We start from the raw sequence: 20,825 nt of genomic DNA on the forward strand, positions 1-20,825 counted from the left end.
GCGCCCCGCGCCAGGCGCGAAGCGCCCCCGCGCGGGGCGCCGGGTAGGGACCAGTGCCGCTCTCGCAAGGCCGAGGAGGGAGTCAGGGTGGTTCCCTGTCGACCGACGAGAACGCAGCGAGAGTGGTGCTGGGGCGCCCGCGCAGTAGGGCGAGTATCCATAAAACACGCCCTAGCCTCGGGGCGGCGCGGGGTCGGCGGCGGGCTCGCGCACCACGAACGGGCGCACCATGTCGGGGGTGACCCCTTCGGCGAAGGCCACCGACTCCGCCATGTCGGCGTCGATCGCGGTGTAGCCGCCCGGACCCGCGCCCACCGCCAGTTGCAGGTTCACCAGGTCGGTGCGGCGCTGGAAAAGCGACTGCTGCCACTTCCAGCCGATGATCGCCTCGCGGTGCACCACGGACTGCTCGCGGTGCAGCGACCCCGAGCGCACGCTGACCTGGTGGGCGTCGGCCCCGTGGCCGAGGTTGCGGTACCGGTCGACGCCCAGGGGGACGCCCAGCAGGGCCAGCACGCCCAGGGCGACGGCCACCCACGTCGGCGCCGTGAACGCGGCCACGGCCGCGGCGGCGGCGAAGGGCGCCACGGCCCGGAACAGCCGGCGGCCCAGCGCCGCGCGCGGGTGGCGCAGCAGCGGGCCGGTGAACGGCAGCAGCGCCCGCTCCACGACCGACTCCACGGTGGCGCGCGGCCCCATCGGCAGCAGGGCGGCGCGGGTGGCGGTCTGGCCCAGACCGGTCACCACGGCGCGCAGCCGCACGACCCGGCGCAGCCGCTCCAGCGGGTTGTCCCACAGTTCGTGACCCCGGATGCGGCGCAGTTCCAGGGTGACGCTCTGGCGGGTGAACAGGCCGCGCTCGGTCACCAGCGCGTGGCCGCGCCGGCGGAGGGTGAACTGCCAGTGGGCGATGGCGTAGGAGACGACCGCGAAGACCGGCATGGCCGCCAGCACCACGAGCAGCAGCGCCACGGCGATGAGCACCAGCAGCAGGGTGCCGCCCTCGGAGGTGCGCAGGTAGAGGTCGCGGGCCAACTCGCCGGCGTCCTGGACGCTGCGCTCGGCGGCGGCGTCGCCCAGGCCCTGGCTGACCACGCCCGAGACCGCCGCCAGCGCGGCGAAGGGGGTCAGCAGGTAGGCCAGGCTCAGCACCGCGTAGAAGTACCAGCTCAGCGGCATGGTGAAGTACGTCTCGGTGTCGGCGTCGCCGTCGCCGTCGTCGCCGGGGGCGGTCCCCGCCGGTGCGGCGGCGGGCGCACCCGGCGCGCCCGCCGCGGCGCCCTCGGCCACTGCGGCGCCCTCGGCGAGGACCGGTGCGCCGGCCGGTGCGGCGCTCTCGCCGCGCAGCACCGCCCGCCGGTGCAGCAGCACCCGGCGCAGCCGTTCGGCCTCGGCGGCGGTGACGGCGTCGAGCTTGCCCTCTTCGCTGGCCTCGCCGCCGGCCGCCGCCTCGACGCGGACCACGGCCAGGCCGAGCACGCGGTGCAGCAGGGTGGCGGTGATGTCCACGCCCCGGATGCGCTCCAGGGGAATGGACCGGCGCGAGCGGCTGATCAGGCCGCGCCGGATCTCCAGGCGGTCGGCGCTGACCTGGTAGCGGAAGGTGCGCCAGGTGACCAGGCCGCCGACGAGCATGGCGACGATGGCGGCGCCGGTGCTGCCCAGCACCCAGGGGTTGACGCTGTAGGTGCCGGCCACCAGCGCGATGACCACGGGCACCAGGAAGTTGCGCAGGTAGGCGATGGGCGCGGTGACCATCGTCAGCGCGCTGAGCCGACGGGCCGGCTCGGGCGGCGGCACGGCGGCGGGGGCCTCGGGCGGCGGCGCGCCGCCGGAGGCGTCGGCGGGGGCGTCGGTCTCCGCCGGCGGGCGCGCGGGGTCGGGGACCCGCTCCCCGGCCTCGGGCCGGTCCGGGGCGGGGCCGCCTGCCGCTCCCGGCGGGTGTCCCGGCTGCTCAGGGCCGGGGCCGCCGGCCCCGGGCTTCCGGGGCGGCTCGTGTGGCCGCTCGGCGGACGGCCCAGGGGTCGGCTCGTGGGGCGGCTCGGTGGGGCCGGGGCCGCTCACGTGGCGTCGTCCCGCAGTTCGGTGGCGCGCTCGGCCAGTTCCTCGGAGATGCGCTGGGCGTCGGCGGCGTCGAGCCCCGCGATGGTGGTCGACCCGGCGTGGGAGGCGGTCTGGATCTCCAGGGTGGCCACCCGGAACAGCCGCTCCATCCAGCCCTGGCGGTGGTCGACGGTCTGGATGCGGCTGACCGGGACCAACTGCCACTGCCGGCTCAGCCAGCCGGTGCGGGTGTAGACGACGTCGGCGGTGACCTCCCACCGGTGCACGCGGTAGCGCCAGCGCGGGGCGACCACCGCGCGGACCAGCGCGTAGGCGCCGTAGAGGCCGGGCAGCCACCAGGCGTAGCGCAGCACGGGGTCGGGTACCCAGAACCACGACGCCGCGCGCAGTCCCCAGGCCGCGGCGCACAGCAGTGCGGTGACGATCACGGCCGACACGGCCATCTGGAGGGTCCACATCGTGACCGATCTTCGGGAAACACGATGTGCGGGGGATCTCAGTCGAGTCGTCACGGCACGAGTGTAGAGGGGGCGGCGTCGGCGGCGTCCGCGTCAGCGCCGCCGGGCGGCGGGCGCCCGCGCTGACGGCCGCCTGTCAGCGCCGCGCACCCGTTATCAGCGCTTTGTCAGTACCGGTGACCAGACTTGAGGCATGAACGGACGTTGGGAGGAACGATGACTCACGCCATCCATGTGGAGGGCCTGGTCAAGAGGTTCAAGGGGAACACGGCGCTGGACGGCGTGGACCTGACCGCCCGCACCGGGGCCGTCCTGGGCGTGCTGGGCCCCAACGGTTCGGGCAAGACCACCACGGTCCGCATCCTGGCCACGCTGCTGCGGCCCGACGGCGGCCGGGCGCTGGTGGCCGGTCACGACGTCGTGCGCGAACCCCACGCGGTGCGCCGCCTGATCGGGCTGACCGGCCAGTACGCCGCCGTTGACGAGGACCTGAGCGGCACCCAGAACCTCGTGCTGATCGCCCGCCTGCTGGGGTTCTCGCGGCCCGACTCCCGGGCGCGCGCCGCCGAACTCCTCGACCGCTTCGCGCTGAGCGACGCCGCCGACCGCGCGGCCAAGACCTACTCCGGCGGCATGCGCCGCCGGCTCGACCTCGCGGCGAGCCTGGTGGGCCGCCCCAGCCTGCTCTATTTGGACGAGCCCACCACCGGTCTGGACCCCCACAGCCGCAACGAGCTGTGGGACGTCGTGCGCGACCTCGTGCGCGACGGCGTCACCGTGCTGCTGACCACGCAGTATCTGGAGGAGGCCGACCAGCTCGCCGACGACATCGTGGTCCTCGACCGGGGCCGCGTCATCAGCGAGGGCACCCCCGACCAGCTCAAGACCCGCGCGGGCTCCCAGGTGCTCCAGGTCCGCCCGGTGGAGGCCGCGCGGCTGCCCGAGGCCGCCCGGATCGTGGAGGCCGTCACCGGCGCCGAGGTCCGCTCGGGCGACGGCGCGGCCAACGCCTCGGTCAGCGACACCGCCGTGCTGCCCGAGGTCGTGCGCCGCCTTGACGACGCGGGCGTGCAGGTGGCCGAGCTGACCCTGCGCAAGCCCAGCCTTGACGAGGTCTTCCTGGCCCTGACCGGCCACACCGCCGAACCCGCCCCGGCCCAGGACGATCCCGCCGGCGCCGACCACACCGAGAGGACCCACGCATGAGCGCCGTGAACACGGCGGAGCGCTCGCCGCTGTCGGCCGGCCCCGCCACCGCGCAGCGCATCACCCCGCTGGGCACCGTGCGCCACGGCGCGCTGCTGACCTGGCGCAGCCTGCTGAAGATCCAGCGCAACCCCGAAGAGGTCCTGGGGTTGACCTTCATGCCGCTGATGTTCGTCGCCCTGTTCGTGTTCGTCTTCGGCGAGGCGATGATGGGCGACTGGCGGGCCTACCGCGACCTCATCACGCCGGGCATCATCTCCCAGTCGGTCATCTTCGCCACCATCGGCACCGGCGTGGCGCTGAACTCCGACATCGAGAAGGGCATCTTCGACCGGTTCCGGTCGCTGCCGATCGCCCGCTCGGCCCCGCTGATCGGCGCCATCCTGGGCGACCTCGTGCGCTACCTGCTCACCGTCATCATGGTGGTGCTGGTGGCCATGCTGATCGGCTACCGCCCCGAGGGCGGCGCGGTGGGGCTGGTGGCGGCCACCGCCGTGGTCATGGTGTTCGCCTTCGCGCTGTGCTGGCTGTCGGCGTTCATGGGGCTGCTGCTGCGCACCCCGATGGCGGTCAACATCTTCGGCTCCATCTGGATGTTCCCGCTGACCTTCGCCAGCTCGGCGTTCGTGCCCACCGAGCGCATGCCCGGGTTCATGCAGACCTTCGCGGAGTTCAACCCGGTCACCCACGTCATCGACGCCATGCGGGCGCTGCTGGAGGGTCAGCCCGCCGGCGAGCCGCTGCTGTGGGTGGCGGGCTGGAGCGTGCTGCTCACCGCCGTGTTCTTCCCGCTGGCCACCCGCGCCTACCGGCGCCGCGCCTGAGCCCTTCCCCCTCCCCTCCCCCGCCCGCGCCCGGCATGGCCGCGCGCGGGCGGGGAACCCCCACGGTGCCGTGCGCGTCGGACGGGTGAGCACCGTGAGCGTGTGCGATTGGCTGCGCGCGGCGGTCCCCACCCCCTGCACCGGAAGAGGACGGCATGGGCATCAAGCGTTTTCTCGCCGCGTTCGGCATCGGCGGCCCCAGTATCGACACCGTCATCGAGCAGCCGCTCGTGCGCCCCGGCGACCGCCTGGTCGGCCGCGTGGACCTCGTGGGCGGTGAGGTCGAGGCCCGCATCGACGAGATCGCGGTGTCGTTGGCCGCCCGGGTCGAGGTCGAGATCGGCGACCACGAGGGCCAGACCACCATGGAGTTCTCCCGGGTCGCCGTCAGCGGCCCGTTCGTGCTGGCCGCCGGGGAGCAGCGGCGGCTGCCGTTCGAGTACCCCGTCTCCCTCCAGAGCCCGCTGACCGAGGTCGACGGCCGCCCGCTGCCGCGCGCGGCGCTGGGGCTGAGCACCGACGTCGTGATCGGCGGCCAGCCCGACAAGGGCGACCTCGACCCCGTGCGGGTCGACCCCCTGCCGGCGCAGCGGGCGGTGCTGGAGGCCGTGGACCGGCTCGGGTTCGGCCTGGTCAAGACCGACATCGAGCACGGCACCCGCCACGGCACCCGCCAGGAGTTCCCGCTCTACCAGGAGTTCGAGTACCGGGCGGCGCCGCGCTACGCCGGTCGGCTCAACGAGATGGAGCTGTCCTTCGTGGCCGACGACCGCGGGGTCGACGTGCTGATCGAGGTCGACAAGCGCGGCGGGCTGTTCCTGGAGAGCCAGGACCGGTTCGGCCGGTTCCGGGTCGAGCACGCCGCCGTCGCCGGCGCGGGCACCGACCTCGCCCCCGTGGTGGCCGAGCAGGTGGACTCCCTGCTGCGCCGCCGCGGCCTGTTCGGCTGAGCGGCCCCGCGGGTCACGCGCCCGGGGTGCCCGGCCCGGCGGGGCGGGCCGGGCGCCACTCCGCCAGCCAGCCGGCCACCTGCGCGGCCATGGTGGCGCGGTCGGCGCCGCTGCCCTGGGCGTAGGCGCGGTCGAACTCGTCGGCGCCCAGCAGGTCGCGCGCCCGCCGGCGGCACCGCGCGACCTCGGGGTCGGCGTCGTTGGGCAGTCCCCGCACGGCCTCGGCGTAGCCCAGGACCACCGCGGCGCGCTCGGGCGCGGCGCCCGCCAGCACCTCGGCCAGCGCCTCCAGGACCTCGGCGGCGTGCATCTCGCCGATGAAGGGGTTGAGGGTGTCCCAGGCGGCGGCCACCCGGGTGCGGGCCTCGGCGGTGCGGCCCAGCGCCATGGCGGTGCGCGCCCGCCGCACCTGCACCAGCGGCTCCACCTGGGTGCGCATGACCTCGCTCATGTCCTGGACGGCGGCGGTGAGGTCGGCCAGGTGCTGGTCGGCCGCCAGGGGGTCGCCGGCCAGCCGGGCGACGTCGGCCTCGCCCACGCGCAGGAACACCCGGGTCTCGGGGTCGGGCAGGGCGCCGCGGGCCACGGCGAGTTCGCGGCGGGCCTCGGCGACCGCGCCGCGCGCGGCCATCAGCACCGCGCGCCGCACGCGGAACACCGTGGCCAGGCCGGGCAGGTGGAGTTCGTCGGCCAGGCGGCCGCCCTCGGTGAGGAGTTCGTGTTCGCGCTGGGGGTCGCTGTAGCGCACGACGTCGGCGGCGCAGGTGAGGGCGTGGGCGATGCCCCAGCGGTCGCCGATGGCGCGGTAGCGCGCCAGGCCGTCCATCACCCATTCGCGGCCCTGGGCGCCGCGCCCCTGGTGGGAGGCCAGCAGGCCGCCGAACAGCCGGGCGCAGGCGCGGGTCCAGGGGTCGGGGTGGGTCTGGGCGACGGTGTCCAGCCGGGCCAGGCGGGCGGCGGGGTCGTAGCCGAGCATGCCCAGCAGCAGCGGCAGCGAGAACAGGGCGGGGTGGTCCTCGGTGTGGTCGCCGGCCTCCAGCAGGATCTCCTCGGCGCGCAGCAGGCTCTTCACCGCGGTGTCGACCAGGGCGGGCTGGTCGCCGATGACGCTGGTGGTCAGGCACTGGGCGTAGGCGGCGGCGCGCCCGGGCGGCACGCGGTCGCCCACCAGGTCGAGGATCTCGCCGCACCAGCGCACGAGGTCGGTCCAGGTGTTGACCATCTGCCAGTACCAGGCGGACCCGGCGACCAGGTCGAGGGCGAGGTCGGTGTCGCGTTCGGCCACGGCCCAGCGCAGCGCGGCGGTGAGGTTGTCGTGCTCCTGGCGCAGCCGGGTCAGCCACGCCAACTGCTCGGGGCCGCGCAGGTGGGGGTCGGCCTCGCGGAAGAGGTCGCGGACGTAGTGGGCCAGGGCGCGGCGCAGCGCGGGCTCCTCGCCGCTTTCGGCCAGGCGCTGGGCGCCGTAGGCGCGCACGGTCTCCAGCATGCGGTAGCGGGGTTCGGAGTCAGAGTCTTCGGGGACGTCGGCGATCACCAGGGACTTGTCGACCAGCGCGAACAGCACCGACCAGACGTCGGGGCCGCCGCGGAGGTCGCAGACGGCCTCGACGGCGTCCAGGGTGGCGCCGCCGGCGAACACCGACAGCCGCCGCAGCAGGGTGCGCTCGGTGTCGTCCAGCAGCTCCCAGCTCCAGTCCACGACGGCCTGGAGGGTCTGGTGCTGGGGCAGCGCGAACCGGCTGCCGTTGGTGAGGATGCGGAAGCGGTCGCTGAGCCGGGCGGCCAGGTGGGCCAGCGGCATGGCGCGCAGCCGGGCGGCGGCGAGTTCGAGGGCCAGCGGCAGGCCGTCGAGTTCGCGGCAGACCCGCACGACGTGCTCGGCGTTGGCGGGGTCGACGGTGAACTCGGGCAGGACCGCGCGGGCGCGTTCGGCGAACAGGCGCACCGAGGCGTAGTCGCCGGCGCGGTCGGCGGGGGTGTCCTCGGGCGGGAGTTCCAGGGAGGGGACGCCCAGCAGGCGCTCGCCGGCGATACCGAGGGGTTCGCGGCTGGTGGCCAGGATCCGCAGCCCGGGGCAGGCGGCCAGCAGGCGCTCGGCGACCTGCGCGGTCTCGGCCACCAGGTGCTCGCAGTTGTCCATGACGACGAGGAGGTCCTGGCGGCCGATGAAGTCGACGACGCGGTCGAGGATGGCGGGGACGTGGGCGGTGGCCGAGGACACCGTCATGGCCGCGGAGTCGCCCAGGCCCAGGGCGGCGAGGAGGGCGTGGGGGATGTCGGCGCCCTCGCGCAGCGGCGCGAGTTCCACGAACCACACGCCGGCGGCGAGGTCGGCGTGGTCCTCCACGAACCGGGCGCCGGCCTCGATGGACAGCCGGGTCTTGCCGGCGCCGCCGGGGCCGATCAGGGTGACCAGGCGTTCGCGGGCGAGGAGGTCGCGCACCCGGGTCAGCTCGTCCTCGCGGGCGATGAAGCTGGTGAGGTGGTGCGGCAGGCGTTTGACGGGGGCCGGGCGCGGGGGCGCGGGTGGGGGCGGCGGGGTCTCGCGCCGGGGCGCGGGCGGTGCGGGCGCGGTCAGCTCCCCGCGCAGCAGGCGGACGTGCAATCGCTGGATCTGGGGCGAGGGGTCGATGCCGAGGTCGTCGGCCAGGGCGCGGCGCAGCCGGTCGTAGGCGGCGAGCGCGTCGGCCTGGCGCCCGGCGCCGGCCAGCGCGCGCATGAGGAGTTCGACGGGGCGCTCGGCGTGGGGCTCGCGCGCGGCGGCGGCCTCGATGTCGGGCAGGACGGAGTCGGCGCCGTGGAGGTCCAGGCGCAGGGTGAGCAGGTCGAGTTCGACGCCGCGGCGGGATTCGGCCAGGCGCACGGCGACGTCGTCGGCGCCGCCGGCGCCCGCGCCGCTGAGGTCGGCCAGGGCGGGGCCGCGCCACAGCTCCAGCGCCTCGGCCAGGCGCGCGGCGGCGGTGGCGGGATCGCCCTCGGCGCGGGCGCGCCGCCCCTGGTCGGCGAGGTCCTCGAAGCGGACGAGGTCGACGCTGCGGGGGTCGACGTCGAGGCGGTACCCGGTGGGGTCGCCGTGCAGCGGCGCCGAGGGCCCCAGGGCGCGGCGCAGCCGGGAGGCGAGCGCCTGGAGGGCGTTGCCCGCGCTCACGGGGGCGGGTTCGTCGGCCCAGATGCCGCGCACCAGGCGTTCGCTGCGCACGGTGCGCCCCGGGGAGAGCAGCAGCAGGACCAGCAGGCGGCGCAGCCGCGTGCCGCCGATGGGGAGCGCCGCGCCGTCGTCGCCGTGCACGACGAGGGGGCCGAGGATGGAGAACCGCACAGGTCCATGATTCCCGATGCCACCAAAGCGGGCTCAACGGGTTTTCGGTGAGCTGTGGAAAACCCGACGGAAGGCGGGGGCGGTGGCCTGATGCGGCCAGCGGTGGTGGATGAGCCGGCGCGGTGCGTGGAGGGGGGCGGCGGGGGCTGGGCCTGCGATGACCGCGACCGAAGGATCGCCGTGCGGGCTCCGACGAGGCGGCGAGGGCGACAGGGGCCGGGCCTGCGACCCTCGCAAGCGAAGGATCCGGCGTGAGCACCCGACGAGGCGGCGACGGGTGCGGCGGGGGCTCGGGTTGGTCGTCGGGCGGCCGGGTGGCGGCGGATTGGGCGACGTTGCGCGGTCCGACCATCGGCCGGTCGCGCCTGGCGCGGAGCCCGGCGAAGAAAAGCCGCGGCAATGCAGGATTCAACTACCTGCCATGTCACCCTTGGCCCGGTTTGCCCTGGCAGTGAAGCCCACAGGAGCCCACACTCGGGCGCCATCCATAGCGCCTACCACCTCCATGCCCAACATGTGAGACAACTTTCGCCGCTTGCTGCCCGATTTGGTGCGCGGGCCCGTTTGCAACGGCCGCCTGTCGCGACTTCTGAGCGAAATGGCGAACGGCAGCGGCATCTCGCCGCGCGATCGCCCCCACCGTCTCTCATATTGAGCCGAACAGTGGGGCATTCGCGTCAAATCGGACGCCTCAGCGGTGCCCCTTCTCCCGCAGCGCGGATTTCGCCGACCTCCCGCACCGCTGCCTTCGCCGAGTCGGTCCGGGGCTCCGCCGCCCACCGCCGGCACCGATGCCCGCGTGCCCGGCCCGCGCCGCCGCCCCGGCGCGGCCCGCACCACCCGCCGCCGTCGCAGCCCCGTCGCCACCGGCACCACCCGCCTCCCGACACGGTGCCCGCCCGGCCCAACCCCCGCAGCCCCGCGCCTCCACTCCCCCGCTTCCCCGGGGCGATGTGTCCGCCCGGCCGGAGTGCCGCCGAGCGTTGCTCCATCCCGTGGGCGAACGGGCTCATCGCTCCGCCGACCGCAGTAGGGTTCGGTGGGACGCCGCAGCACGCGCCCGGTACGCACCTCCCTCACCGCGTCCGGGGCGCCGCGGCGCCGCAGGAGCCACCGACGCATCGTTTCGCAGGAGTCCCATGTTCCCGGTCGAACGCCGACGTTCACCCCGATCGCGCCGCGCGGGAGCGCGGTCCGCCGCGGCGGGCGGCGCCGCGCTGCTGCTGGCCGCAACGGCGGGGTGCGGGACGCTGCCCTCCGGCACCGACGCCGAACTCAGCGACGAGATCAACCTGATGAGCACGATGCTCCAGGAGGGCGAGGCGCTACCCGACCTCTACACCTGCGACGGCGAAGGGGTCTCCCCCTCGCTCCAGTGGTCGGGCCTGCCCGGCGGCGACGTCACGCAGTCGCTGGCGCTGGTGGTGGACGCCCCCGAGGACGCCGTCGTGTTCTGGGTGCTCTACGGCCTGGACCCGCAGAGCGCGGAACTGCGGCAGAACACCGTGCCCCAGCCGGGCGAGCAGGGCCTCAACAGCGAGGGCGAACCGGCCTACGACCCGCCGTGCTTCTCCGAGGACGGCGCGAGCGAGATCCGGTTCACGCTGTACGCGCTCAACAGCGAGGTCGACCTGCCCAACGACGCGCCGCTGGACGAGTCCCTGGACGCCATCGCCGACCGGGCCGTGGCACGGGGCTCCCTTACAGTTACCAATGAGTAGTGAAATCGGACACCCGCAGGCGGGCGCCGTCGACGGCGGTCGCGCGGGGGCGGGGCCTCCTGCGGCCCCGCGCGAACCGTGGGAAGCGTCCGTCGCCCTCTGCACTCATGCCGCATCTATGCATAAAGTGGGTCCGTGCCCCCCGTTGATTACCTCATGACCGAATCGTGCAAGCGCTCGCATCGGCGCCCGCGCCCGGCGACGGGTCGCGTCCCCGGCGCCGCGCCCGGCCTGCCCACCGCGCCCGCGCGCGGCCGGCCGCCTGGCGGCGATCCGCTCCGCGTCGTGGCGGGGGCTCCCGAACGGGCCACGGTTTCCCGAGACCGCTTCAGCGCGCGGTACGGCCCGCTCCCCTCAGCGCGGCCCACCGCCCCCGCTCCGCGCGCCTCCACACCGGCCAGCCACATCACCACCGCCGGTGGCAGCTCTGTCCTCTACCAGGCCGCGGGCCCTAGGGTGGTGCATTCACCATGACCATTGCGCTTATCGCGATCATCGCCATCATCGTGGTCCTGATCGTGCTGGTCCTCATCCTGCTGGGAATGCGGGCGCTCAGCGCCGGCAACGCCGACGACCGCTACGACGACGACTACGAAGACGACGACTACGAGGGCGAGGACGCCGAGGCCGGCGACGCCGACGTCGACCGCGAGGGCGGTTCCCGCTCGCGCGGCCGCGAGCGCCGCTCGCGCGCGGAGTCCGCGCCCGCCCGCTCGCGCTCCCGCCGCGGCCGCGCCGCCGCGCGCGACGATGACGACGACGAGGACTCCGGGGGCCTGTCGGACAACGACTTCTGGTCCAGCCTCTCCGGCGACGACTCCGACGGCGACGACGACCGCCCCTTCGCCGGGCGCCGCGACACCCGCGCCGAGTCCACGGCCGCCATGGCCGCGCTGCCCGACGACGATGACGACGACGCCCCCGCGCCCCGGCGCGACTCCGGACGCGGCTCGCGCCGCCGCGCGGGCGCCGAGCCCGCCGCCCCGGCCGCGCCCGCGCCCGCCGCCACCCAGGCCGCCGACCCCGGCGACGCCTCGGGGCTGGCCGTGCTGGCGAGCCTGGGCCAGGGCTCGGGTCCAGCAGCCGGAACCGGAACCCCCGGCACCGGGGCCGAAACCCCGCGCACCGACGCTTCCCGGGCCGAGGAGTCCCGCCCGCAGGCCGGCGCCGCCGACCCGCGCGCCCTGCCGAGCGCCGGGCAGCGGCCTTCGGCGCCCGCCTCCCCCGACCCGCTGGGCGACCCGCTGGGCGGCCCCGCCGGCGGCTCGGGCGCCGCGGCTCCGCTGTCGCACAGCGGGCCGATCACCGGCGCGACCGGCCGGTCCGCCGCCTCGCCCGTCGACCCCCTCGACCCGCTGGCGCCCACCTCGGGCGCCTCGGGCACCGGCTCGGGCTCGGCCACGGACCGCACCGCGCGCTGGGACACCCCCCGCGACACCCGCGACACCGGGTCCTACTCCCGCGACCCGCTGAGCGGCCCCGCCCCGCTGAGCGGTTCGGGATCCACCTCCTACGACACCGGGTCGCACGCCCGACCGTCCTACGACTCCGGGCCGCTGTCGCGCTCCTCCTACGACACCGGCTCCCACGCCCGTTCCGGCTACGAGCCCGGCGCGGCCGGGCGCTCCCCGCTGGACCCCGGCACCTCGCCGAGCGGCTCCTACACCACCGGGTCGTTCGACACCGGCTCGTTCGACACCAAGTCCTTCGACACCGGCTCCCACGCCCGCCCCGGCTACGAGCCCCCGTCGGGCGCCTCGCCCTACGACACCGGGTCCCACAGCCGCCCCTCCTACGACTCCGGGCCGCTGCCCCGCTCCTCCTACGACACGGGGTCGCACAGCCGCTCCGGCTACGAGCCCGGCGCCGCCGGCCGGTCCCCCTTCGACACGGGGACCTCCTCGCGGCCCTCCTACGACACCGGCTCCCACACCCGGCCGGGCTACGAGCCCCCCTCGGGCGCCTCGCCCTACGACACCGGCTCCCACAGCCGCACGTCCTACCCGGGCGGCCGGGGCTCCGGCGGCGGCGACCCGCTGACCGACCCGTCGTTCACCCCGGCCGAGGCCGACTCCCCGATCTGGTCGAGCCTGGAGACCGGCTCTCACCAGCGGCCCGCCGTGCCGCCGACCGCGCCCGGCCCCGGCGCGCGGCCGGGCGGCCCCGCAGGCGCGGGCACCCCGCCCGGCGGGCTCACCCCGCCTCCGGGTGCGGGAGCGCCCGCGAGCGGTCCGGCCGGCCCCGCTGGGGGCGCGGGGGCGCCGTCGGCGCCGACGCAGTACACCACGGGCTCGTTCTCGCGCGACTCCTTCGACACCGGCTCCTTCGACACGGGCTCCTACGCCGCCCCGCAGGCGCCCGAGCCGCCGCAGCCGCAGCCTCCGCAGCCCGCGTCGCCGCCGGTGCCCCCGGCCGCCGCGCCCGGCGGCGGGTACGGCTACAGCGCCCCGCCCGCCGCGCTGTGGGACCAGCAGCAGCAACCAAGCTGGAGCGACCCCACCGGCGAGCAGCCGTCCATGGCGCCGCGCAGCACCGGCTACGAGCCGCCCTCCCCCTACGGCTCGGGCCCCTACGGGCGCGACCCCTACGAGAGCGGCGCCTACCCCGCGCCGCCGCGCGGACCCGAGGGTCCGGGCGGGTACTCCGGCGTCGGCGCCCCGGGCGGACCCGCTCCGACCGGCGGGCCGACCCCGCCCACCGGGCCGGGCGTCCCCGGTCCCGGGCAACCTGGCGGCCCGGATCCGATCGGGCCGCCCTACTCCGGCTACCCCGACGTGCTCGGCGGGTACCCGCAGTCCGGGGAGCCCTACAGCGGCGGCTACCCGGCGGGCCCGGGCTACGACGCCCCCTCGGGCGAGTGGCCCGCCTACGGCGGCGGCCGCCCTGACCAGCACGATCCTGAGAACGCGCCGCCGCCCTACGACCAGGGCGGGTACGGCTACAACGACGGACGGTACCGCTAGCCGGGACCAACGAAGGGGCGGGGCGCACCATGCGCCCCGCCCCTTCGCGTACGCAAGAGGCCAGAGCGGTCCTTCCGCCACAAAAACCGGTTATCCACATCACTTGGCGTGTCCAGTTATTCACCGCCTGGATTCGTTACCTTGGGTGTCCAACAGCGTTCGGTGGGTCAGGTTCCGAGGTCGGCTCACTGATCCTTCGCACGGCCGCTGTCCCAGAGCGCCATTTCGTTCACGCCCATCGGGGGGAACCATGCGTCACGACGCCCAGGGAACATCGACCGCGCCCCGGGAGGCGGGCACCGCCCCGCTGTCCCGTCTCCACTCCCTCCCCTTACTCCGCAACGTCCCGGCCGACCTCACCGCGTCGCTCATGGTCTTCCTGGTGGCGGTGCCGCTGTCGCTGGGCATCGCCGTCGCCTCGGGCGCGCCGCTGGTGGCCGGGCTCATCGCCGCCGCCGTCGGCGGTATCGTCGCCGGCGCCGTGGGCGGCTCGGCGGTGCAGGTCAGCGGCCCGACCGCCGGGCTGACCATCATCATCGCCGACCTCGTCCACACCTACGGCTGGCGCGTCACCTGCCTCATCACGCTGCTGGCCGGGCTGATCCAGATCGCGATGGGCGCCTTCCGCATCGCCCGGGCCGCGCTGGCGGTCTCGCCGGCGGTCATCCACGGCATGCTCGCCGGGGTGGGCATCACCATCGGGCTGGCGCAGGTGCACGTCCTGCTCGGCGGCGAGCCGCAGAGTTCGGCCATCGCCAACATCACCGGACTCCCCCGCCAGCTCCTCGACAACCACACCCCGGCCGTGGCGGTGGGGGTGCTGACCATCGCGGTGCTGCTGGTGTGGCCGCGGCTGCCGGTGGTGGGCCGCATCCGCCTGCTGCCCGCCGCCCTGGTGGCCGTTGCCGGGGCCACGGCCTTCGCAAGCCTGGCGCAACTGCCGGTCGAACGCGTCGACCTGCCCGACTCCCTGGCCGCCGCCTGGAGCGGCCCGCTGCTGCCCGAGCGCGCCGACCTCCACGGGGTGGCCATCGGGGCCGTGACGGTGGCGCTGGTGGCCAGCGTGGAGACCCTGCTGTGCGCCATCGCCGTCGACCGCCTGCACGACGGCCCCCGGGCCAACCTCAACCGCGAACTGATCGGCCAGGGCGCCGCCAACACCGTCAGCGGCGCGCTGGGCGGCCTGCCCGTGGCCGGTGTGATCGTGCGCAGCACCGCCAACGCCCGCGCGGGCGCGCGCACCCCGCTGTCGGCCATCATGCACGGCGTGTGGGTCGTGGTGTTCATCGCGCTGCTGGCCACCGCCGTGGAGCAGATCCCCATGGCGGCCCTCGCGGGCCTGCTGGTGTTCATCAGCGCCCAGATGATCAGCCTCGCGCGCCTGCGCGACCTCCGCCGCCACCGCGAGGCCAGCGTCTACCTGGTGGCGCTGGGCGCCGTGGTGGTGTTCGGGCTGCTGGAGGGCGTGATCATCGGGTTCGCGGTGGCGATCCTGGTGTCGCTGCGCCGCCTCACCCGGGTCACCGTCCTCACCGAGGAGTTCGAGGGCCGCTGGCACATCGTGGTGCAGGGCTCGCTGACCTTCCTGGGGGTGCCGCGCGTGGCCCACGTGCTGCGCACCGTGCCCAGCGGCACCCACGTCGACCTCGACCTGCACGTCGACTTCATGGACCACGCCGCCTTCGAGTCCATCCACGCCTGGCGGCTGGACCACGAGCGCACCGGCGGCAGCGTCGACATCGACGAGGTCCACGAGAACTGGTACGAGCGGCGGTCGCGGCAGACCCCGCCCGCCGACAAGACCACGCCCAGCGGCCTGTCGCGCTGGTGGGCGCCCTGGCAGATGCGCGGTTTCGACCACAGCGCGCCGCCCTCGGGGCTGCTGCTGAGCGGCGCGCGCGAGTACCACGCGAGCACGGCCGGGCGCATGCGCTCCATCATGAGCCGGCTGGCGCACCGCCAGCACCCCAAGGCGCTGTTCATCACCTGCGCCGACTCCCGGGTGGTGCCCAACGTGATCACCGCCAGCGGGCCGGGCGACCTGTTCACGGTCCGCAACATCGGCAACCTGGTGCCGCGCCAGGGCACCGGGCAGCCCGACGACTCCGTCGGCGCGGCCGTGGAGTACGCGGTGACCGTGCTGGAGGTGCCCTCGGTGGTGGTGTGCGGGCACTCCAACTGCGGGGCGATGAAGGCGCTGCTGGAGGGCACCGGCGCGCCCGACTCCGAACTCGCGCACCTGGGCCGGTGGCTGGGCCACGGAGAGGCCAGCGCCGTGCGCGCGGGCCGCTCCCAACTGCTGGACACCCCCGCGCCCGAGGCCATGCGGCTGCTGTCGCAGGCCAACGTGGTGCAGCAGTTGGAGAATCTGCTGACCTACCCGGTGGTGCGCCGCCGCCAGGAGGAGGGCCGCCTGGAGCTGACCGGCATGTACTACGACCTGGAGACCGCCGAGATCTCCGTCCTGGACCCCGCGACCGGGGAGTTCGCGCCAATACCCGCCGCCGAACTCAACGCGGGGCCGCCGGGCTCGGCGGCCAAAGGGGCGGTGCCGCCGCAGGGCGCGCCGCCCGCCGATTCCGACCCCGCGGGTTCCGCGCGCACGCAGGACCCCTCGCCGGCGGGCTGATCCCCTGACGGATCCCCCGAGGGCGGTGCCGCGCCGACGGCGCCGCCCTCGCGGGGGATCCGGTGCGTCACTTGTCGTCCGGCAGGTCGTCGCGCCCGTCCTGCTGGACCTCGGAGGAGTGATACCTGGCGAACGCGATGATCGCGATGATCGCGATGATCGGCAGGGCGAACAGGATCACCCAGGTCGTGGAGGACAACGTATTCTCACCGATACCCGAATCGCTGCGGCACGGGCGCCGATCGGCACCCGCGAAAGCCCCCGGGCGGCGGCGATCCGGGGGCCGTCATGACCCTCCCCAATCTAACGCCGCCCGGCGCCGGGTCGCCCCATTCGAGGCACTATGGCCGCACCCGGGCACCCGTCCCTTGCGCCCTTCCGGCCCCGTCCGGCCGTCGCCTCGTCGGCCGGGCCGCTCCCCCGCCGCCGTCTCCATCGCCGAGCGTGCTCACGACACCACGGATTGTCGGAGGGGAGTTCGCCCGCAACAGGTCCGATGACCCGTTGGATGGCACGGCAGCGGGCGACCGAAACGGGAGTGCCGGGGGCGCGGGCGGCGCGATGCCGGGGCCGCGCGCACGCGGCGGAGCTGCCGGAGGCAGGGCGGCACACCAGAACTGCCGCGCGAAGGGGCTGCGCGGGGAAGAGTCGGCCGGTAAGCCGGATTCTGTCGGTCCGCTGGGGACCGGGCGGTCATCCATCTGGGACTGGCGTTGCCGTCAGCCTCGGTGCGGTCTACCCGCGAACCTCGGGCGGGCCGCCCTCAAGCGTTCGCGCGGGGGAACTGATCGCTCCCCCTTTTTGACCTTGCTCCGGGTGGGGTTTACCTAGCCGACCGGATCGCTCCGGCCGCTGGTGGTCTCTTACACCACCGTTTCACCCTTACCACCGGTCGGGCCGGTGGCGGTCTGCTTTCTGTGGCACTGTCCCGCGGGTCGCCCCGGGTCGGTGTTACCGACCACCCTGCCCTGTGGAGTCCGGACTTTCCTCGACACCGCACGCGGTGCCGCGACCGCCTGGCCGACTCTCCCCTGCCCGCAAGTGTATCGCCCCCGCTTTGCGCCGGGCGCGGCGCGGAGCGGGGGCGCACAGGGGCGCACGGGGTGCGGCTCAGGCGAGGTGGCCGGTGAGGTGGCCGGTGTCGTTGAGGGCGCGCACCACCATCGGGCCGTCGCTGTAGCAGTCGATCCGCGACAGGCAGCCCACGTCCAGGTGCATGCGGAACAGCGCCTCGGGCGGGGCGCCCAGCGCCTGCTGGAGCAGCACCTTGATGGGGGTCACGTGGCTGACGACCAGGATGGTCTTGCGGGCGTGGCGGGACAGCAGCCGGTCGCGGGCCTCGGCGACCCGGTGGGCGACCTCGGCGAAGCTCTCGGCGCCGAACGGCGCGGTGTGGGGGTTGGCCAGCCAGCGCGCGAGTTCCTCGGGGTGGGCCTCCTGGACCTCGCCGAAGGTCATGCCCTCCCACGCGCCGAAGTCGAGTTCGCGCAGGTCGGGCTCCTCCTCGACGCTCAGGCCGAGTTCGGCGGCGATGGGGTCGGCGGTGTCGCGGGTGCGGCGCAGCGGCGAGGACACGATGGCGTCGATCCCGCTGTCGGCCAGGTGGCGGGCCGCCGCGCGGGCCTGGGCGTGCCCGGTGTCGGTGAGCGCGATGTCGCCCACGCCCGCGAAGCGCTGCTCGCTCGACAGCGGAGTCTCGCCGTGCCGCAGCAGGATGAGCCGGGTCGGCGAGGTGTCGGGGGCGGCCCACCCGGTGGCGGCGGCGGACCCGGCCACGCCCGGTTGCGCGCCGGTGTCGGCGTCGGCGGCCGGGTCGGGCGCCGCGCCCGCGTCGGCCGGTGCCGGGGCGGGGTCCTCGGAGGCGCCCGAGCCCTCGGCCGGGGCCGCCGGGCCGCCGTGCGCCGACGCGTCGGCTCCGGCACCCGCCGTGCCGCCGCCGGGCGCGCCTTCGGCGGACGCGGCCGCGCCGGCGCCCACGGGTTCCCAGGGCTCCGGCGACTCCGCCGTGTCCAGCCGCACCGGGCGCCCCTCGGCCGCCGCGTCCATGGCCTCGTTGGCGAGCCGGTCGGCGTGGGCGTTGCGGGCGCGCGGTACCCAGGTGTAGCGGACCGCGCCCAGTTGCTCGGCGGTGTCGCGGGCGCGCTCGTGCAGCGGGCGCAGGTCGGGGTGCTTGACCCGCCAGCGGCCCGCCATCTGCTCGACCACCAGCTTGGAGTCCAGGCGCGCCTCGACCTCGGCGGCGGGGTCCAGGCGGGCCGCCGCCGCGAGGCCGGCGATGAGGCCCTGGTACTCGGCGGCGTTGTTGGTGGCGGTCCCGATGGACTCGGCGATCTCGGCCAGGACGGTGCCGGTGGCGGCGTCGCGCACGACCGCGCCGTACCCGGCCGGGCCGGGGTTGCCGCGCGAGCCGCCGTCGGCCTCCACGATCAGGCGGCGGCTCATCGGCCCGCCTCCCGTCCGGCCGCGACCGCTGACACCGCCGTCAGCGCCGCGGGTGCGGAAGCCGCCGCGCGCGGCGGCCACCACCGCTCCGGCCGCCGTGCCGCCGTCCCCCGCGCCGTGCGCCACCGCGCCGCCCGCCCGACCTCGTCCTCCATGCCTTGCCTGCCTCCGCGTCGTCGTCTGTGTGTGTCCCGGCCCGCCGCCCTCAGGGGAGCGGCGATCCGGCGGCGGGTGGATACCCGCCGTCGGGCGCGGCATGCCGGACCCGGCGTCCGGAAGGACGGGACGCCGTCCGGCGGTCGCCTTCGCGCGCCCCAGACGTCCCCGCCGGAACCGCAGGAACCGGCGGGATCGGGAATCCGGAAAACCGGCGTTAGATACCCGACTCCTCGGTGCGGATCAGGATGCGGCGGCACTCCTCGCACCGCAGCACCTCGTCGGGCGGCGACTGGCGGATCTGGCCCAGTTCAGCCGTGCTCAGCGCCAGCTTGCAGCCCTCGCAGCGGCCGTAGCGCAGCGCCGCCGCGCCCACGCCCTGGTACTGGTCGCGCAGCTTGGTGTAGAGCGTGAGCAGGTCGCCGGGGATCTCACCGGCGACGCGCTCGCGCCGGGTGGCCTCGTTGTCGCGGTCGGCCTCGATCTCCAGCACCGCCGAGGACCGCCGGTCCTCGGCCGCCTCGCGTTCGGCCTGGGCCGCCGCCAGTTCCTTGTCCAGCTCGGCGTCCTCGGCCTCGGCCGCCTCGCGGCGCTCCATCACTCCCAGGACGATGTCCTCCAACTCGCTCTGGCGGCGCTGGAGCGACACGATTTCCGACTGGAGGTGCTCCAGGTCCTTGGGCGAGCCGACCTGGCCGGAGTCCAGGCGCTTGGCGTCGCGCTCGGCGCGGGCGCGCACCTGCTCCACGTCCGACTCGGCCTTGCGCTGCTCGCGGTCCAGGTCCGAGAGGGTGGTGGCGACGGCGGCCTTGCGGTCGCGCAGCTCGGTGAGGCGGGCGTCGAGCCGCTGGATCTCGGCGATCTCGGGCAGGGTGCGGACCCGGTGGGCCAACTGGGCCAGCCGGCTGTCGATCTCCTGTAGGTCGAGCAGGCGCACCTGGTCGGCGGGTTCTGCTTTCACTTGGGTTCCAGGCTCCTTGTGTGCGGCGTTGGAGGCGGTGGCGGCCGGCCGCGGGGCCGCCGAAGGGATCAGGTGGTGCGGGGGCGGGTCAGATCGCCAGTGACCAGGCGTCGGTGACGATCTCCGATACGCGGATCTCCACGTTAGCCCGTCCGTCGCCCAGCGCGCTCGCCAGTCGGGCGGCGCCGTCGGCCAGCCAGGGCCACTCGCTGGCCCAGTGCGCGGTGTCGATCAGGGCGATGCCGCCGTGCTCGGCGAACTCCGAGGCGGGGTGGTGGCGCAGGTCGGAGGTGAGGAAGACGTCCACCCCGGCGGCGCGGGCGCGCCCCAGCAGGGAGTCCCCGGCGCCGCCGGAGACCGCCACACGGCGCACCGGGCGGTCGGGGTCGCCGCTGACGCGGATGCCCCCGGCCGTGCGCGGCAGCCCCTCGGCGGCGCGCGCGGCGAACTCGCGCAGCGCGACGGGCTCGGGCAGGGTGCCGATCCGGCCGATGCCCCGGCGCCCGGCCGGGTCGGCGGGGTCGGGGTCGAGCGGGGCGAGGTCGCCGGTCAGCCCCACGGCCGCCGCCAGCGCGTCGGAGACCCCGGGCACGGCGGTGTCGGCGTTGGTGTGGGCGGTGTAGAGGGCGATGCCCGCGCCGATGAGCCGGTGCACCAGCCGCCCCTTGGGCGTGGTGGCGGCGACGCTGGTGACGCCGCGCAGCAGCAGCGGGTGGTGGGTGATGACCAGGTCGGCGTCCCACTCCCGGGCCTCCTCGACCACGGCGGCCACCGGGTCCACGGCGAACAGCACCCGCCGCACCGGCTGGGCGGGGTCGCCGCACACCAGGCCGACCGCGTCCCAGGAGGCGGCCCATGCGGGGTCGTAGATCCGCTCGAAGGCGGCGAGCACGTCGCCCAGGGCGGGCGGGGATGCGGGGTTAGCGGGAGTCGATGTCACGGACCGCAGATTAGCGGCTCAGCCGCCGTGCCCACGGCGCCCGCGCGCGGGAGGAGGGCGGAGTCCCCCGCCCGGCCGGGGCCGGCCCGCCGCGCACCGCCCGCGCGCCTTGTCCCGGCCGGGGCCGTCCCCTAGCGTCGTCAGCGACCCCCGGCCGCCGGAGCCGGGGCCAACCGCGACAAGGATGGGGCG

At 75.6% G+C, this 20,825-nt stretch carries 13 protein-coding genes and 1 other RNA gene; 6 read left to right on the forward strand and 8 right to left on the reverse strand.

From position 1 onward, the window contains the following. Positions 1–171 precede the first annotated feature (171 nt). Both LG943_RS19050 and LG943_RS19055 read right to left on the reverse strand, forming a co-directional pair. The gene (locus LG943_RS19050; RefSeq protein ID WP_270073676.1) at positions 172–2,064 is read right to left on the reverse strand and encodes a PH domain-containing protein; all 1,893 of its coding nucleotides are present in this window, start codon (positions 2,062–2,064) and stop codon (positions 172–174) included. Beyond that, complete coding sequence (locus LG943_RS19055) at positions 2,061–2,522, reverse strand: PH domain-containing protein (protein ID WP_270073677.1); 462 nt, start codon at positions 2,520–2,522, stop codon at positions 2,061–2,063. The genes LG943_RS19050 and LG943_RS19055 overlap by 4 nt, the downstream gene beginning before the upstream one ends. 216 nt (positions 2,523–2,738) lie before the next feature. Between LG943_RS19055 and LG943_RS19060 the strand changes: the two genes are divergently transcribed. The 3 genes from LG943_RS19060 to LG943_RS19070 all read left to right on the forward strand — a co-directional run bounded on the left by LG943_RS19060 (position 2,739) and on the right by LG943_RS19070 (position 5,502). Beyond that, the gene (locus tag LG943_RS19060; RefSeq protein WP_270073678.1) at positions 2,739–3,728 is read left to right on the forward strand and encodes an ATP-binding cassette domain-containing protein; all 990 of its coding nucleotides are present in this window, start codon (positions 2,739–2,741) and stop codon (positions 3,726–3,728) included. Then, on the forward strand, positions 3,725–4,552 hold the full coding sequence (locus tag LG943_RS19065) for an ABC transporter permease (RefSeq protein WP_270073679.1): 828 nt from the start codon (positions 3,725–3,727) through the stop codon (positions 4,550–4,552). The genes LG943_RS19060 and LG943_RS19065 overlap by 4 nt, the downstream gene beginning before the upstream one ends. A 155-nt stretch (positions 4,553–4,707) precedes the next feature. Next, on the forward strand, positions 4,708–5,502 hold the full coding sequence (locus LG943_RS19070) for a sporulation protein (RefSeq protein ID WP_270073680.1): 795 nt from the start codon (positions 4,708–4,710) through the stop codon (positions 5,500–5,502). Positions 5,503–5,515: 13 nt separating this feature from the next. Here LG943_RS19070 and LG943_RS19075 read toward each other — a convergent pair whose 3' ends face one another. Beyond that, positions 5,516–8,821: an AfsR/SARP family transcriptional regulator gene (locus LG943_RS19075; RefSeq protein ID WP_270073681.1), complete on the reverse strand. Its 3,306-nt coding sequence runs from the start codon at positions 8,819–8,821 to the stop codon at positions 5,516–5,518. 1,139 nt (positions 8,822–9,960) lie between these two features. Between LG943_RS19075 and LG943_RS19080 the strand changes: the two genes are divergently transcribed. From LG943_RS19080 to LG943_RS19090, 3 genes are all read left to right on the forward strand, one after another. Beyond that, positions 9,961–10,542 carry a YbhB/YbcL family Raf kinase inhibitor-like protein gene (locus LG943_RS19080; protein ID WP_270073682.1) on the forward strand — a complete coding sequence of 194 codons (582 nt, stop codon included), beginning with the start codon at positions 9,961–9,963 and terminating at the stop codon, positions 10,540–10,542. A gap of 470 nt (positions 10,543–11,012) precedes the next feature. Beyond that, the gene (locus LG943_RS19085; RefSeq protein ID WP_270073683.1) at positions 11,013–13,505 is read left to right on the forward strand and encodes a hypothetical protein; all 2,493 of its coding nucleotides are present in this window, start codon (positions 11,013–11,015) and stop codon (positions 13,503–13,505) included. Positions 13,506–13,755: 250 nt separating this feature from the next. After that, positions 13,756–16,134 carry a bifunctional SulP family inorganic anion transporter/carbonic anhydrase gene (locus LG943_RS19090; protein ID WP_270073684.1) on the forward strand — a complete coding sequence of 793 codons (2,379 nt, stop codon included), beginning with the start codon at positions 13,756–13,758 and terminating at the stop codon, positions 16,132–16,134. Positions 16,135–16,201: 67 nt separating this feature from the next. Here LG943_RS19090 and LG943_RS19095 read toward each other — a convergent pair whose 3' ends face one another. From LG943_RS19095 to LG943_RS19115, 5 genes are all read right to left on the reverse strand, one after another. Beyond that, positions 16,202–16,333 (reverse strand): hypothetical protein, encoded by a 132-nt coding sequence (locus LG943_RS19095; protein ID WP_270073685.1) that lies wholly within the window; start codon positions 16,331–16,333, stop codon positions 16,202–16,204. A gap of 441 nt (positions 16,334–16,774) precedes the next feature. Further along, positions 16,775–17,162, reverse strand: an RNA gene (rnpB, locus tag LG943_RS19100) — RNase P RNA component class A. 82 nt (positions 17,163–17,244) lie between these two features. Then, positions 17,245–18,576 carry a bifunctional RNase H/acid phosphatase gene (locus LG943_RS19105; protein WP_270073686.1) on the reverse strand — a complete coding sequence of 444 codons (1,332 nt, stop codon included), beginning with the start codon at positions 18,574–18,576 and terminating at the stop codon, positions 17,245–17,247. Between the two features lie 373 nt (positions 18,577–18,949). Next, a complete protein-coding gene (locus LG943_RS19110) occupies positions 18,950–19,693 on the reverse strand; it encodes a zinc ribbon domain-containing protein (RefSeq protein ID WP_270073687.1) in 744 nt (247 codons plus the stop codon). 88 nt (positions 19,694–19,781) lie between these two features. Next, positions 19,782–20,633, reverse strand: coding sequence for a Nif3-like dinuclear metal center hexameric protein (locus LG943_RS19115; protein WP_270073688.1), 852 nt, complete (start codon positions 20,631–20,633; stop codon positions 19,782–19,784). Positions 20,634–20,825: the final 192 nt, after the last annotated feature.

The sequence above is a fragment of the Streptomonospora mangrovi genome (assembly GCF_027604915.1).
Lineage (GTDB): Bacteria > Actinomycetota > Actinomycetes > Streptosporangiales > Streptosporangiaceae > Streptomonospora > Streptomonospora mangrovi.

What these genes read in the sequence shown, in the direction of transcription:
- LG943_RS19070 (WP_270073680.1), top strand. Translation starts at nt 4,708, where the DNA reads ATGGGCATCAAGCGTTTTCTCGCCGCGTTCGGCATCGGCGGCCCCAGT.
- LG943_RS19055 (WP_270073677.1), bottom strand. Translation starts at nt 2,522, where the DNA reads ATGTGGACCCTCCAGATGGCCGTGTCGGCCGTGATCGTCACCGCACTG.
- LG943_RS19090 (WP_270073684.1), top strand. Translation starts at nt 13,756, where the DNA reads ATGCGTCACGACGCCCAGGGAACATCGACCGCGCCCCGGGAGGCGGGC.
- LG943_RS19105 (WP_270073686.1), bottom strand. Translation starts at nt 18,576, where the DNA reads ATGAGCCGCCGCCTGATCGTGGAGGCCGACGGCGGCTCGCGCGGCAAC.
- LG943_RS19065 (WP_270073679.1), top strand. Translation starts at nt 3,725, where the DNA reads ATGAGCGCCGTGAACACGGCGGAGCGCTCGCCGCTGTCGGCCGGCCCC.
- LG943_RS19080 (WP_270073682.1), top strand. Translation starts at nt 9,961, where the DNA reads ATGTTCCCGGTCGAACGCCGACGTTCACCCCGATCGCGCCGCGCGGGA.
- LG943_RS19085 (WP_270073683.1), top strand. Translation starts at nt 11,013, where the DNA reads ATGACCATTGCGCTTATCGCGATCATCGCCATCATCGTGGTCCTGATC.
- LG943_RS19060 (WP_270073678.1), top strand. Translation starts at nt 2,739, where the DNA reads ATGACTCACGCCATCCATGTGGAGGGCCTGGTCAAGAGGTTCAAGGGG.